This window comes from Sphingomonas sp. Root720 (assembly GCF_001428605.1).
Taxonomy (GTDB): domain Bacteria; phylum Pseudomonadota; class Alphaproteobacteria; order Sphingomonadales; family Sphingomonadaceae; genus Rhizorhabdus.
Genome location: NZ_LMID01000013.1, coordinates 244,903 through 258,823, shown reverse-complemented (window position 1 = coordinate 258,823; position 13,921 = coordinate 244,903). Strand labels below are relative to the sequence as shown.

Annotated in this window: 13 protein-coding genes; 5 read left to right on the top strand and 8 right to left on the bottom strand. The window is 68.6% G+C overall.

Annotation, left to right across the window (positions count from 1 at the left end; translation table 11 throughout):
* Nucleotides 1-3: 3 nt before the first annotated feature.
* The 3 genes from fliF to ASE22_RS18685 are packed head-to-tail and all read right to left on the bottom strand — an operon-like array spanning nucleotide 4 to nucleotide 3,410.
* Nucleotides 4-1,743, bottom strand: coding sequence for a flagellar basal-body MS-ring/collar protein FliF (gene fliF, locus ASE22_RS18695; RefSeq protein WP_056363286.1), 1,740 nt, complete (start codon nucleotides 1,741-1,743; stop codon nucleotides 4-6).
* Between the two features lie 3 nt (nucleotides 1,744-1,746).
* On the bottom strand, nucleotides 1,747-2,112 hold the full coding sequence (fliE, locus tag ASE22_RS18690; RefSeq protein WP_056363283.1) for a flagellar hook-basal body complex protein FliE: 366 nt from the start codon (nucleotides 2,110-2,112) through the stop codon (nucleotides 1,747-1,749).
* An 11-nt stretch (nucleotides 2,113-2,123) separates the two neighbouring features.
* Nucleotides 2,124-3,410 carry a sigma-54 interaction domain-containing protein gene (locus tag ASE22_RS18685; protein WP_056363281.1) on the bottom strand — a complete coding sequence of 429 codons (1,287 nt, stop codon included), beginning with the start codon at nucleotides 3,408-3,410 and terminating at the stop codon, nucleotides 2,124-2,126.
* Nucleotides 3,411-3,888: 478 nt separating this feature from the next.
* On the opposite strand from ASE22_RS18685, the gene ASE22_RS18680 reads away from it, so the two are divergent.
* From ASE22_RS18680 to ASE22_RS18670, 3 genes are all read left to right on the top strand, one after another.
* The gene (locus tag ASE22_RS18680) at nucleotides 3,889-4,710 is read left to right on the top strand and encodes a flagellin N-terminal helical domain-containing protein (RefSeq protein ID WP_056363279.1); all 822 of its coding nucleotides are present in this window, start codon (nucleotides 3,889-3,891) and stop codon (nucleotides 4,708-4,710) included.
* A 551-nt stretch (nucleotides 4,711-5,261) separates the two neighbouring features.
* On the top strand, nucleotides 5,262-6,083 hold the full coding sequence (locus ASE22_RS18675) for a flagellin N-terminal helical domain-containing protein (protein WP_056363276.1): 822 nt from the start codon (nucleotides 5,262-5,264) through the stop codon (nucleotides 6,081-6,083).
* Nucleotides 6,084-6,197: 114 nt separating this feature from the next.
* Complete coding sequence (locus ASE22_RS18670) at nucleotides 6,198-7,049, top strand: hypothetical protein (protein ID WP_056363273.1); 852 nt, start codon at nucleotides 6,198-6,200, stop codon at nucleotides 7,047-7,049.
* A 60-nt stretch (nucleotides 7,050-7,109) separates the two neighbouring features.
* Here the strand turns inward: ASE22_RS18670 and ASE22_RS18665 are convergent, their stop codons facing one another.
* Genes ASE22_RS18665 through flhA form a run of 3 tightly spaced genes read right to left on the bottom strand, consistent with a single transcriptional unit; the run spans nucleotide 7,110 to nucleotide 10,829 of the window.
* The gene (locus tag ASE22_RS18665; RefSeq protein WP_056363270.1) at nucleotides 7,110-7,838 is read right to left on the bottom strand and encodes a sigma-70 family RNA polymerase sigma factor; all 729 of its coding nucleotides are present in this window, start codon (nucleotides 7,836-7,838) and stop codon (nucleotides 7,110-7,112) included.
* Nucleotides 7,828-8,685 carry a MinD/ParA family ATP-binding protein gene (locus ASE22_RS18660; RefSeq protein WP_056363267.1) on the bottom strand — a complete coding sequence of 286 codons (858 nt, stop codon included), beginning with the start codon at nucleotides 8,683-8,685 and terminating at the stop codon, nucleotides 7,828-7,830. The genes ASE22_RS18665 and ASE22_RS18660 overlap by 11 nt, the downstream gene beginning before the upstream one ends.
* The gene (gene flhA, locus ASE22_RS18655) at nucleotides 8,682-10,829 is read right to left on the bottom strand and encodes a flagellar biosynthesis protein FlhA (RefSeq protein WP_056363264.1); all 2,148 of its coding nucleotides are present in this window, start codon (nucleotides 10,827-10,829) and stop codon (nucleotides 8,682-8,684) included. The genes ASE22_RS18660 and flhA overlap by 4 nt, the downstream gene beginning before the upstream one ends.
* A gap of 240 nt (nucleotides 10,830-11,069) precedes the next feature.
* On the opposite strand from flhA, the gene ASE22_RS18650 reads away from it, so the two are divergent.
* Nucleotides 11,070-12,365: an O-acetylhomoserine aminocarboxypropyltransferase/cysteine synthase family protein gene (locus ASE22_RS18650; protein WP_056363262.1), complete on the top strand. Its 1,296-nt coding sequence runs from the start codon at nucleotides 11,070-11,072 to the stop codon at nucleotides 12,363-12,365.
* 17 nt (nucleotides 12,366-12,382) lie between these two features.
* On the top strand, nucleotides 12,383-13,315 hold the full coding sequence (locus ASE22_RS18645; protein ID WP_056363259.1) for a DMT family transporter: 933 nt from the start codon (nucleotides 12,383-12,385) through the stop codon (nucleotides 13,313-13,315).
* On the opposite strand, the gene ASE22_RS18640 is transcribed toward ASE22_RS18645, so the two are convergent.
* Complete coding sequence (locus ASE22_RS18640) at nucleotides 13,294-13,611, bottom strand: hypothetical protein (RefSeq protein WP_056363256.1); 318 nt, start codon at nucleotides 13,609-13,611, stop codon at nucleotides 13,294-13,296. The two genes, ASE22_RS18645 and ASE22_RS18640, sit on opposite strands and share 22 nt — an antisense overlap.
* A complete protein-coding gene (flgM, locus tag ASE22_RS18635; protein ID WP_056363254.1) occupies nucleotides 13,608-13,883 on the bottom strand; it encodes a flagellar biosynthesis anti-sigma factor FlgM in 276 nt (91 codons plus the stop codon). The genes ASE22_RS18640 and flgM overlap by 4 nt, the downstream gene beginning before the upstream one ends.
* Between the last annotated feature and the right edge of the window lie 38 nt (nucleotides 13,884-13,921).

Below are 13,921 nucleotides of genomic sequence, written 5' to 3'. Positions count from 1 at the left end.
GTCTCAGGCTCCCGGCATGTCGGCGCGGATCAGGTCGCGGACGACCAGCGCGGCGCGGTCCGGATCCTGCTTCACGAAGTTGCGGATCAGCTCGGCGCGATTGGCGTAGCCCGGGGTTGCCTCGATCATGTCGAGCGTGACCGGCTTGTTCGGGTCGATCAGCGCCTGCTGCGCCATTTCGGAGGCGATCTCGGCGCGGATCGCCGGGTTGGTGCCCTGCGGCAGGCGGCCGCCCGAGGCGACCATCGCGTCGAGCGCGGCCTTCTTCTCCTCGACATAGGCGGCGCGGCGCTTGAGCAGCGGCTTGGCGACGCCGAACACGAGCAGCGCGACGACGAGCAGCGCCGACAGGTTGCGGGCGAGGGTGGAGACCCACGGCGCTTCCCACCAGTTCGGCTTGACCTCGGCTTCCTCGGCGACCGCGAAGCTGCGGGCCGAGAGGGCGACGACGTCGCCGCGGGCCTGGTCGGCCCCGATCGCGCCGCGCACCAGCGTCTCGATCGAGGCGAGCTCGGCGCGGCTGAACTTACGGCTGCCCTCGCGCAGGGCGACGGCGACCGACAGGCGCTTGACCGAGCCCACCGGTGCGCGCGTCACCGAGACTTCGCGCCCCAGCTCATAGGTGCGGTTGTAGTTTTCGGAGGTCTTGTTGGCGTTGGCGGCGTCGGTCGTGCCGGCGGCCGGGGCATCGACGGTCTGGTTCGGCGCGGCGGCCACCTGGCTGGCGGCCGGCGGCTGGTTCGACAGCGCGCCGGGAATGCCGCTGGCTTCGCCGTTCTTCTTGTCGCCGGTCCAGCTGCCCTGTTCCTGGCGGACCACGGCGGTGTCCTTCGGGTAGCTTTCGCGGGTCGCCTGGGTCTCGGTGAAATCGACGTCGGCATGGACCTCGGCGGTGAAGTTGCCGGGGCCGACGATCGGGGTGAGGATCTTGTTGAGCGCCTCGAGATAGCGCTGCTCGATCTTGTTCTGGATGTCGACCTGACGGGTCGAGGCCTGGCTCATCGGATCGCCGCCCGAGGAAGAGAGCAGGCGGCCGGCCTGGTCGACGACCGAGACGCCGTCGGGCGACAGGTTCGGCACCGAGGAGGCGACGAGGTGGACGATCGCCTGGACCTGCGAATCCGACAGGGTGCGGCCGGCGCGCAGGCGTAGCATGACCGAAGCCTGCGGCTTGGCCTCGTCGCGCAGGAAGACGCTGGGCTGTTCGGCGGCGACATGGACCTTCGCGGTGTCGACCGAGTCGATCGCCTCGATCGTGCGGGCGAGGTCCATCTCGCGGGCGGTGCGCAGCTTCTCGCCCTCGACCGCGCGGCTGGCGCCGAGCGGGAGCGAGGAGATCATCGTGTCGCCGTCGGGCGCCGACTTCGGCAGGCCCTGCTGCGCGAGCAGCATCTTCGCCTGGTAGAAGCTGGTTTCCGCCACGGTGAGCGAACCGGTGCTGCGATCGATCTCATAGGGGATGCCGGCGGCCTTCAGCGAGTCGGCGACGGCGGCCTTGTCGGCATCGCCCATCCCGGCGAACAGGTCGCGCTGCGGCGCGCCCGACATCGTCGACCACAGCAGCGCGGCGCCGCCGAGCAGGCCGAGCATGCCGATCATCGGCAGGCTGCGCTGCACCGCGGGCTGCGCGGTGAAATCCTTGATCCGCTCCAGCACGGCACCGGTGCCGACGCCAGAAGCGGGGCCCGAGGCGCTCAGCGCGGTGGCGGGGGCGGTGGCGGGTGAGGGGATGATATCAGCCATGGATTATACCGGCATGCTCATGATGTCCTTATAGGCGGACAGGAGTTTGTTGCGGACCTGCAGCGTGGCCTGGAAGCCGACGCTGGCCTGTTCGCGCTGGAGCATCACGGCCGCGATGTCGGTCGTCTCGCCACGTTCGTAGCTTTCGGTCGCGGCGCTGGCCTTCGCCTGCATGCCGTTGACCTCGGTCAGCGCGCCGCGCAGCGTCGAAGCGAAATCGGTGTCGGGCGCGCTGGTCGCGCTGCCGATCTGGCCGGGACCGGTCAGCGGGTTGGGCGCCGGCGCGGCGGCGGCCTTCTGCAGCGCGGAGTTTTGCTGCAGGATGGCGTTGCGCATCGCCAGGAGATTGCTGGTGTTGACGGTCGTCATCTAGCGCTCCCTCAAGCCACCGCGCGCATATCGGCCATGCGATAGCGCAGCGTGCGTTCGGAAATGCCGAGCCGCTGGGCGGCGCGGAGACGGTGGCCGCCGGTGGCGGCGAGGGCTTCCTCGATCGCGCGGACCTGGCTGATCCGCTTGGCGTCGGCCAGGCGGATCGGGGTCGGCTCGGCGACGGCCGGTGCGGCTATGGCGGTTTCGGCCGGGGCCACGGCGAAGAGAGCCGGCCGCGGGGCCGTCGGCGCGCGGTCGATGATCAGGTCGCCGGCTTCGATCCGGGCGCCGTCGCGCATCAGCATCGCACGCTGCAGGACATTCTCCAGCTCGCGGACGTTGCCGGGCCAGTCATGGGTCATCAGCCGGTCGAGCGCCGGCGCGGTCGGCCAGGCGATATCCTCATGCTCGGGCGTATGGCGCAGCATCAGGGCGGCGGCGATCGCGCGGATGTCCTGGCGGCGGGCACCGAGCGGCTTGAGGGCGAGCGGCATGACGTTGAGGCGCCAGTAGAGGTCGGCGCGGAAGCGGCCGGCCTCGACCTCGACCGCGAGGTCGCGGTTGCCGGCGGCGATGATGCGGAGGTCGACCGCGACCGGTGCGGTGGCGCCGACCGGCAGCACCTCGCGTTCCTGGAGCGCGCGGAGCAGCTTGGCCTGGAGCGCGAGCGGCAGTTCGGCGATCTCGTCGAGCAGCAGCGTGCCGCCCTCGGCCGCGCGGAACAGGCCTTCGCCCGAGCCGCTCGCCCCGGTGAAGGCGCCCTTCTGGTGGCCGAACAGCATCGCCTCGAGCATCGTCTCGGGGAGGGCCGCGCAGTTCACCGCGACGAAGGGTTTTTCGGCGCGCCGGCTGGCGGCATGGATGTAGCGGGCGACGCCTTCCTTGCCGGTGCCGGTTTCGCCGAGCAGCAGGACGGTGGCGTCGCTCCGGGCGACCCGGGCGGCGATGCCGAGGAAGCGGGCGCTTTCGGGCTCGCCGCAGGCCGGCATCATGCGCGGGCGGACCAGCTCGGCGATCAGCGCATAGCCGAATGCCATGTCGTCGAAGCCGAACACGATGGTGGCGGGACGGCCGGCCTTGGCGCGGCGCAGCACCGGGGTGCCGTCGGCGAAATCGATCAGGATGTCGTGCTGCCGGGCGAGCCCGACCTCGGTGACATGCAGGATGCGGCGGCTGTCGCGGCCTGGAGCGGCGGCGGGGTCGATCAGGACCGTCTCGATGCCGGCACCCGCCAGCCACGAGACGAGCGTCGGCTGCGAACCCTGCGCTTTCTCGCTGATGCCGATCATGACCATCGCCGTCCTTCTTTGGGAACCGACGTGCCATCCACGCCCGTTCCTTGCCGGACATGCTTACCGCCCGATTAACTTAAAAAGTCTTAATAGACCGCGCGCCGCGGGCGCCCGGGCCCGTGCCCAACGCGTGCGGGCGCGTATGCGCGTTACGCACGCGCCATCCATGATATTGGAAAGAAGGGATTTTTTGCGAGCGGCAAGGATCTTCCATCCTTTGGTCGAACCCGGCAAAAAACTGCCGGGGGATGGGGCCGGCGCGGCCATCCGGCGGAGGAGAACATGGTCTCCTTCCCCCCAACGCAAAAATGTCAAAAAAGTTATCGAGGTTTTTCAGCCTATTAAGAGGAAAATTCGCCCAAATGCGGTCGTGGTGAATTTTCACGGTTAAAGCCCGGGTAAGCACGGCCGTTAATGGGATCGAGGCGAGAACGGCCAGCACCGGATCATCGCCCCTTTAACTAGGACAAGGACTGATCCAATGACCGTCATCAACACCAACATTTCGTCGCTGCGTGCCCAGAACGCCGGTCGCCTTGCCGACCAGATGCAGTCGACCGCCATGGCCCGCCTGTCGAGCGGCAAGCGCATCAACTCCGCGAAGGACGACGCCGCCGGCCTCGCCATCGCCTCGTCGATGACCTCCTCGATCCGCGGCATGACCGTCGCGATCCGCAACGCCAATGACGGCATCTCGCTGTCGCAGACGGCGGAAGGGGCCCTGGGCGAAGCCGCCAACATGCTGCAGCGTGTCCGGGAACTGGCCGTGCAGGCCGCCAACGGCACCTACCAGTCGAGCGACCGCGACAATCTCCAGACCGAAGTCGCGGCTCTCCAGTCGCAGATCAGCGACGTCGTGGGCAACACCAAGTTCAACGGCAACACGCTGTTCTCGGCAACTTCGGCGACGAGCTTTGACATCCAGACGGGCATCAATGCGGGGGAGACGACCGCGATCTCGATCGGGACCCTCGACAAGGTCGCGGCGGCCTATGCCGGCACCATCAAGGTCGACGATGCCACCAATGCGGCTCTGGCGATCACCGCGGCCGATGCGGCGCTGACCCAGGTCGCGACCGTCCGGGCCACCCTCGGCGCCAACCAGAACCGGCTGGACGCCACGATCAACGTGCTGAGCGCGAACATCACCAACCTGTCCGAGGCCCGCTCGCGGATCGAGGATACCGATTTCTCGGTGGAATCGACAGCCCTGGCCAAGGCCGGCATTCTCCAGCAGGCGTCGACGGCGATGCTCGCCCAGGCGAACCAGAGCCAGCAGAGCGTGCTCAGCCTGCTCAAATAAGATCCACCTCATCATTTGCTGGCCGAGATGGCCCCCGGTGCATCCGCATCGGGGGCCGTTTCGGTTTCCGGTGTCGGCGGTCGCGATTGGACGGCGGTCGGAATCCCCTGAAGCGTCATCCTGAACGCGTTTCGGAATCCGCCAGGCCGCTCGGGCTGGTCGGGAGAATGCCGCACGTTCGCCGTGGGAGCCGGGTGGCTGCGACCCGGCCTCCCGGTGCATGCCGAAACAAGCTCAGCTCGCGGTGGCGGGCACATTCCCTGGGCGCGCACGGTGAAGAGAAAGCTGAGCGCGGAGACCGTGCCCGATAGTGATCTCCCGCTTAGCCATATCGGTGTCGTCCGAAGCGGGGATGGTAGTCAAGCTGCCCGGAAAATGATGTTTTCCGGAAGTTTTCAGGTCTCGGGACCGGCCCTGAACGAATAAAAACAAGGTTAACGCCTACTAACCATCTTTCTTCCTTAAGCCCGTCTGGAGGGCGTCGTTACCGGTTTCGTGGCGAGGACGGTCAAGTGAGCCGGAACGCCGAGTAGTAGCGGAAGGATTTTCAAATGGCTGTCATCAACTCCAATGTTTCGTCGCTGCGTTCGCAGAACGCCGGCCGCCTCGCTTCGCAGATGCAGGCGACCGCCATGGAGCGCCTGTCGAGCGGCAAGCGCATCAACAGCGCCAAGGACGACGCCGCCGGCATGGCGATCGCTTCATCGATGACCTCTTCGGTCCGCGGCATGACCGTCGCGATCCGCAACGCCAATGACGGCATCTCGTTGGCCCAGACCGCCGAGGGCGCACTGGGCGAAGTCAGCAACATGCTGCAGCGTATCCGCGAACTGTCCGTCCAGGCTGCCAACGGCACCTACCAGTCGAGCGACCGCGACAATCTCCAGACCGAAGTGGCCGCCCTCCAGTCGCAGATCACGGACGTCGTGACGAACACCAAGTTCAACGGCAACACGCTGTTTTCGGCAGCCTCGGCGACGAGCTTCGACATCCAGACGGGCATCAACGCGGGCGAGAAGACCGCGATCTCGGTCGGAGGCCTCGATAAGGTCGCGGCGGCTTATGCCAGCTCGATCAAGGTCGACGATGCCACCAACGCCGCTCTGGCGATCACTGCGGCCGATACCGCGCTGGGCCAGGTCAACACCGTCCGCGCCAGCCTCGGTGCGACCCAGAGCCGCCTCGACGCCGCCGTCAACGTGCTGACCGCGAACGTCACCAACCTGTCCGAAGCCCGCTCGCGGATCGAGGACGCGGACTTCTCGGTGGAATCGACCGCGCTGGCCAAGTCGCAGATCCTGTCGCAGGCCTCGACCGCGATGCTCGCCCAGGCGAACCAGAACGGTCAGAGCGTCCTTAGCCTGCTGCGCTAAGACCAAGACCAGGACGGCCGACACGCTCGGCCGTTCCGATAGGCCCCCGGCGCACCATGCTTCCGCGCCGGGGGCCTTTTTCGTGAAACAAGTCAGATCGACGGGATCAGGGCGATGGACGCGACCACGGGTTCGAACGGAAACGGTTTCGATGCGGCGCTCCGGGCGCTGGAAGATCTCGAAACGAGCGTTGCCCAGGCACGCGAGGACACGTCGGTCCCCGCCGTCGCCGAACCCGCCTCAGGCACCGAGCCGGCCGGGTCCGCTGGCGCGATCGTCTTTTCCGAAGGGGAAACCGCTCCCGCCGCGGTGATCACCGCCATACCGGTCGCCGCGATCGCCGAGGCCGCCCCCGCGCTGGCCGTTCCGGGACCAGCCGTCGAAACCGCGGTCGAGACGTCCCCGGCGCCGGCGCCTTTGCCTGGTCCGGCCGCGACCATTCCCGAAGGCCAGCCGGCCGCCGAGCCCGCCGCTCCCGCGCCGGTTCCCGCCTCCGCCGCGCCTTCGGCACCGGTGCCCCTCGCTGCCGGCGCGGCGCCGGCCGCGCCGCGCGCGGGCCTGCTCGGCAAGGTCGTGATCGGCCTTGCGCTGGTATCGAGCATCATGTCGGCGGTCGGCCTCGTGATCGCCGAGCGGACGATCATGTCCGCGCAGCTCGTCGTCGCCACGGCTCGCGAGCGCCAGGCGCAGCTCGAGAGCGCAAACCGGCTGGTCCGGGATCTCTCTATCGTCCGCGACAGGCAGGTCGAGTTGCTCAAGGTGCAGCAGGCGCAGCTCGCGAGCGCGCCGGTGACGAGCGCCGAGCTTCAGCATCGTATGGATGTCCTGCAGGCGGGCCTGCTGGAGCGCGACCCGCTGACCGAGGTCGTCCGTGCCGTGCGCGACGGCCAGGGCATGACCAACGCCCGCCTCAACGTGTTCGAGAAGAAGATGGACCGCCTCGAGGCGACCTTGAGCGGCCGGTGAGGGGCGGGGCCCGATCGCGTTGCCGGAGCGGAGCCCCGCCGTCGCCCTTGCTCAGCTCCCCTACTGCCAGTCCTTCAGCGAGACGCGCAGCTTGTCGAGCGCGGCCTTCTTGATCTGGCAGACACGCGCGGCGCCGATGCCCAGCGTCTGGCCGATTTCCTCGAGGTTCATTTCCTCGACGAAATAGAGCTGGAGGACCATCGCCTCGCGCTCGGGCAGCGAGGAGATATGCTCGGCCAGCGCTTCGGCGAGTTCCTCGCGCTCGATCGTCTGGTCGACCCGCTCCTCGACGTCGGCGAACCAGATCGACTGGTCCGAATAGACCTCGTCGATCGACTCCTGATAGGTCGCGGCGGTTTCGTCGATCAGCGCGCGGAACGCGGCGCCGTCGAGCCCCAGCGCCTGGGCCAGTTCGGACTCGCTGGGGCTGCGGCCATGTTTCTTCTCGAAGTCGGCCTTGGCGCCCAGCAGCTCGCGGCGCTTGGTCATCGCCGACCGGGTCATCGCCGCCTGGCGACGCAGATGGTCGATCATCGAACCGCGCACCCGCATCGACGCATAGGTCGAGAAGGCGTGGCCGCGATCCTCATAGCTGTTGGCGGCTTCGACCAGCGCGATCATGCCGATCTGGATCAGGTCCTCGACGTCGATCGCGGTCGAGACCCGGCCATGGACGTGCCAGGCGATCTTGCGGACCAGCTGCATGTGCGAGCGCACCAGATCCTCGGGGCGCGCCTTCTGCGGCTTGCGGCCATAGGTGAGCGTCGTGTCGATCTTCTCAGCCAGCACGGAACACGGCCTCCATCCCGAAGAAGCTGTCGCCGCCGCACTGGGCGGGGATGGCGAGCGTGTCGATCGAACGGCCGAGCTGCGTGATAGCTTGGGCGGCGCGCGCGTGCGGATATTGATCGACGACGAGGCGGCGGCGGGCCGCTGCGGTCAGCACGCGGTCGTCCCTGGGGATGCCGCCCAGATAGCTCAGGTTGGTTCCGGTCAGAAACCGGCCGGCGACGTCGCGGAAGCGGCGGAACAGCTCCTGGCCGATCGCCTCGTCGGCGATCCGGTTGGTGACGATGGCGATTTCGCGGACGTCATGTTCCAGGGCGAGCAGCTTCACCGTGCCATAGGCGTCCATGAAGCGTTCCGAGTCTGGCGCCAGCACGACGATCGGCAGGTCGGCCGAGGCGACCATGTCGAGCGTGTCGGGATCGGCGCTGCCGGGGGTGTCGACGATCACGAAGTCGAGCGAACGGCGGTGCGGCCGGAAGGCATCGGCGAGCTTGAGGCGTGCGGACAGGTCGACCCGGCCGGCGCGGTCGACCGGACCGGCGGGGACGACGAACAGCGATTCGGGGCCGTCGACGACGATCTCGTCCACGGTCAGCCGGCCGCCCATGACGTCGTCGATCGAATGGGCCGGGTCGAGACCCATCATGCGGGTGGCGTCGGTCGGGCCCGGGTCGCAATCGACCAGCATCGCGCGGCGATGCATCTTCGACAGGCTCAGCGCCAGATTGGCGGCGATGGTCGTCTTGCCGACGCCGCTGCGGCCGCAGGCGATGCTGATCACGCGCGCGCTGCGGGCCTGGCCGGCGGTGCCGGGCAGATCCGTCATGTTGGGCCAGGCGAGGGTCATGCTGCCGTCTCCATCGGCCGTGCGCTCAGGGCGCCGGCGCTACCATTGTTGGCGGGGCCGCCGCCGACCACAGCCGCCACCTCGACCGCCTTGCCGTCCGGAATCTCCAGGAAGGACATGACGGGGGTTTCGGGCAGATGGGGCTTGAGGAGTCTTGCCAGCGCGCGGCGCGCGATCGGCGAGGTGACGATCGCGAAGCGGGTCGCGGAGTTGACGAGCGGCGCGGCGGCTTCGGAGATCGCCGAGACGATGCGGTTGGCGAGCGCCGGCTCGAACGGGTGGCTGGCGCCGGGCGAGGTGCGGACGGCCTGGGCCAGCAGCGATTCGAGCCCGGCATCGAGGGTGACGACCGGCAGCGGCATCTTCACCGGGACCAGCGTCTGGACGATCAGCGCGCCGATCCGCGAGCGGATATTCTCGACCAGCGCGAGCGCGTCGGCCGACTGGCCGGCCGCGTCGACCATCGCCTCGGCGATACGGCGGAAGTCCTTGAGCGGCACACCTTCGGCGAGCAGCGCGCGGCAGGCCGAGGCGATCTGCGCGAGGCTGAGCGGCTGGGGGGTGAGGCCGCCGACCAGCTGGGGCGCGGCTTCCTTGAGCGCGTCGAGCAGGCGCTGCGCCTCGTCCATGCCGAACAGGTCGGCGGCGGTGGCGGCGATCACCTGGTTCAGGTGGGTCGCGACGACGGTCGCCGGATCGACCACGGTATAGCCGGCGACGATCGCATCGCCGCGCTTCTCGGGGCTGATCCAGACGGCTTCGAGGCCGAAGCTGGGATCGCGGCACTCGCGGCCGGCGACCCGGCCTTCGAGATCGCCGCTGTCGAGCGCGAGCAACTGGTCGGGAAAGGCCTCGTCCTCGCCCATGATCACCCCCGCCACCGTGATGCGGTAGGCGTTGGGCGGCAGGCTGAGATTGTCGCGTACGCGGACGAGCGGGATGACGAAGCCCATCTCGCGCGAGAGCTGACGGCGGATGCCGGTAATCCGCGCCATCAGCGGAGCGCCCTTGCGCTCGTCGACCATGCTCACCAGGCCGTAGCCGAGCTCGAGGCCGAGCGCCGAGCCGTCGGAGATCTCGTTCCAGTCGATGCTGTTGGGCGAGACCGGCGCCGGGGCGTTGGCGGCTTCGGCGGCGGCGACCTCGATCGCCTGCTCGACCCTCTTGGCCTTGGACAGCTTCCAGGCGACGAAGCCGGCGAGCGCGGCGGCCGACAGGATGATGAAGTGCGGCATGCCCGGCACGATGCCCAGCAGGCCCAGGATCGCGGCGACCGGCGCCCAGGCGCGGGCCGAGCCGAACTGGCTGGTGATCTGGCCCGCCAGGTCGAGCGGCGAGGAGACCCGGGTGACGATCGCTGCGGCGGCGATCGAGAGCAGCAGCGCGGGGACCTGCGCGACCAGCGCGTCGCCGATCGCGAGGATGATGTAGGTCGATGCCGCCTCGCTCAGCGACAGGCCGTGGCTCAGCGTGCCGAGGATCAGGCCGCCGAAGATGTTGATCACCAGGATCAGCACGCCGGCGACGGCGTCGCCCTTCACGAATTTGGAGGCGCCGTCCATCGAGCCGTAGAAATCGGCCTCGGTGGCGACTTCCTGGCGGCGGGCCTTGGCTTCCTCGGGGGTCAGCAGGCCGGCGTTGAGGTCGGCGTCGATCGCCATCTGCTTGCCGGGCATGGCGTCGAGGGTGAAGCGGGCCGACACTTCGGAGACGCGACCAGCGCCCTTGGTGATCACGACGAGGTTGATCACCATCAGGATGCCGAACACGAACAGGCCGACGGCATAGTCGCCGCCGATCAGGAAGTTGCCGAAACTCTCGATGACGTGGCCGGCTGCGGCCGGTCCGGTGTGGCCGTCGACCAGCACGACGCGGGTCGAGGCGACGTTGAGCGACAGCCGCAGCAGGGTCGCGAACAGCAGCACGGTCGGGAAGGACGAGAAGTCGAGCGGCTTGGCGGCGTTGAGCGCCACCATCAGCACCGCCAGCGAGATCATGATGTTGGCGATGAAGCCCATGTCGAGCACGAAGGACGGGACCGGGATCACCATCAGCCCGACGAGCATCAGCGTGCAGAGCGGCAGGATCGCGCTCCGGCCGGTCATCGCCCAGAGCTTGCGAGTCATCGAGGCGGGAGCGGCCATGACTCAGGCCTCCCCGCCAGGCAGCTTATGCCCGAAACCCCGGTAATCAGCGCTATTTCGTGCAACCGACATGCAGTCCTCGATGACCTTCGCGTGAATGCAAGGTCAGGAATGCGGCCAACATGGTTAATTTTGAGTTAGGAATGGTTGAGGCGGCACGACGAACCCTCGACGGGGCGGCTATCCCGGCTCGACAATGGCGCCACGACCGGTACATCGGTCCCCAAAGGAGAGCGACCGATGGACAAGCCCGCTTATCGTCCCGAGACCCTGGCGCTGCACGCCGGCTGGCGCGCCGATCCGACGACGGGGGCGGTGGCGCCGCCCATCTACCAGACGACCTCCTACCAGTTCCAGGATGCGGCGCATGCCGCCCGGCTGTTCGCGCTGGAGGAACTGGGCAACATCTATACCCGCATCGGCAATCCCACGACCGCCATCCTCGAGGAGCGCATCGCTGCGCTCGAGGGCGGTGCGGCGGCGCTGGCGGTCGCGTCGGGGCAGGCGGCCTCGGCCTATGCGATCCAGAACCTCGCCCGCGCGGGCGACAATATCGTCAGCGGCACCGATCTCTACGGCGGGACCTGGAACCTGTTCGCCAACACGATGCGCGACATGGGCATCGAGGTGCGCTTCGTCGATCCGGCCGATCCGCAGGCCTTCGTCGCCGCGACCGACGACCGCACCCGCGCCTGGTATGTCGAGACCCTGCCCAACCCCAAGCTGGTCGTCTGCCCGATCGCGGAGCTCGCCGCGGCCGGCCGGCCGCTCGGCATTCCGCTGATCGTCGACAACACCGCCGCCCCGCTGATCGCCCGGCCACTCGACCATGGTGCCGCGATCGTGGTCTACTCGACGACCAAATATATCGGCGGCCACGGCACCTCGATCGGCGGCGTCATCGTCGATGGCGGCACGTTCGACTGGGAAGCCTTTCCCGAGCGGCAGCCGCTGCTCAATACGCCCGACCCGAGCTATCATGGCGCGGTCTGGTCGCAGGCGGCCAAGCCGCTCGGGCCGATCGCCTATATCCTGCGGGCCCGCACGATCCTGCTACGCGACCTGGGGGCGGCGCTTTCGCCGTTCAATGCCTTCCAGATCCTGCAGGGGTTGGAGACGCTGCCGCTGCGCATGCCGCGCCACTGCGAGAACGCGGCCGCCGTCGTCCGCTTCCTGTCGGGCCGGGCGGGGGTCACGCGGATCATTCACCCGTCGCAGCAGAGCGGAGAGGCGCGGGCCCGTGCCGATCGCTATCTGACCGGCGGGCAGGGCGGCCTGCTCGGCTTCGAGCTGGCGGGCGGGGTCGAGGCCGGGCGCCGCTTCATCGACGCGCTCCGGCTTTTCTACCATGTCGCCAATATCGGCGACGCGCGCAGTCTGGCGATCCACCCGGCGAGCACCACCCATTCGCAGCTCTCGCCCGAGCAGCAGGCCGCGACCGGGGTTTCGCCGGGCTATGTGCGCCTGTCGATCGGCCTGGAGCATATCGACGATATCCTCGCCGATCTCGACCAGGCCCTGCTGGCCGCCGGCTGATCGCCATTCTTCCCGTGATGGCGGCCGACCGGCGGCGCACGCCGCTCTATTCCTATGCGACGCTGGCGGTCGTGATGCTGTTCTGGTCGGGCAATTTCATCGTCGGCCGGGCGGTGCAGGGGGCGATACCGCCTTTCACGCTTGCGCTGGTCCGCTGGTCGGGCGCGGCACTCCTCCTCGCGCCGTTCGCCTGGAAGCATCTCCGCGCCGATCGCGCGTTGCTCGCCGCCGAATGGAAAACGGTGCTGCTGCTGGGTATCACCGGCGTCGCCGCGTTCAACGGCTTCGTCTATGCCGGGCTCCACTACACCACCGCGACCAACGGCCTGCTGCTTCAGGCGGCGATCCCGGCGCTGGTGCTGCTGTTCGACCGGCTGTTCTTCCGCCAGCGCTCGACCGTCGCCCAGATCGGCGCCGTGCTGCTGTCGATCGCCGGGGTCGTGCTGATCGTCCTGCACGGCCATCCGCTCGCGATCCTGTCGATCGGGCTCAATATCGGCGACCTGCTGGTGCTGTGCGGCGTGGTGAGCTGGGCGGCCTATACCAGCCTGCTGCGGCTCCGGCCGGCCAGCCACCCGCTCGGCTTCCTGCTGGCCGCCTTCATGATCGGCATCGCCGCGATGGCGCCGTTCGCCCTGTCGGAATGGCTGCGAGGGGAGCGGATCGTTCCTGGCTGGGGGACGGCGGGGGCCTTTGCCTATGTCGCGCTGCTGCCGTCGCTCGCCGCCTATATGCTCTACAACGCGGCGGTGCACGATCTCGGTGCCGGGGCGGCGGGACAGACGATCACGCTGATGCCGCTGTTCGGCGCGCTGCTGGCGGCGGCATTGCTGGGGGAGAAGCTCCACGCCTATCACCTGGCCGGTATGGCGTTCATCCTGGGCGGGATAGTGCTGGGGGCCGCGATGCGCCCCCGGCCGGCCGAGGGTCAGCGGCCCGGGCGGCCGTAGGTCGCGGGGGTGCAGTCGAACCGGCCGGCCGCAACGGCGAGCATGTCGATCCGCTGCTGGGTGCGATCCGCGAGATAGCGGACGCGGGCGCGGGCGCCGTCGGCGAGCCGCATCGCTTCTTCCAGACGGGCACGGACCCCGGGCGACGTCGTCCAGTCGCCGGGGGCGCCGAGCGCTTCGACGCTGCGGCCGAACGCCGGTAGTGCCGTTTCGATGGCGTCGATGTCATGCGCGTCGAGCGCGGCGATCAACGCCTCGCTCGACGCGATCAGGTCTTCGACGGCCCTCTCGTTCATGTGCTAGAACTTGGCAGGTCGAGCGCGATCATCTTGGCGGCGATCGCCTTGGCGTCGATCGGATATTGGCCGGCCGCGATGGCCTGCCGGATCGCCGCGATCTTCTCGCTGTTGACCGGCGGCCCGGCTTCCGCGAGCGCTGCGACGAGCGAGGGTGCCGCGACGGGCACGCTGGGCGAATCCACCGGGCCGGTCGGCGCCAGCGGCTTCACCGTCTCGTCCTTCACCCGACCGATGCGGGTCGGGCTGGTCTGTCCTACCCCATTGATCATGACCGTTCCTTTCCTGTCTGGCCCAAGGGCCGCGATGC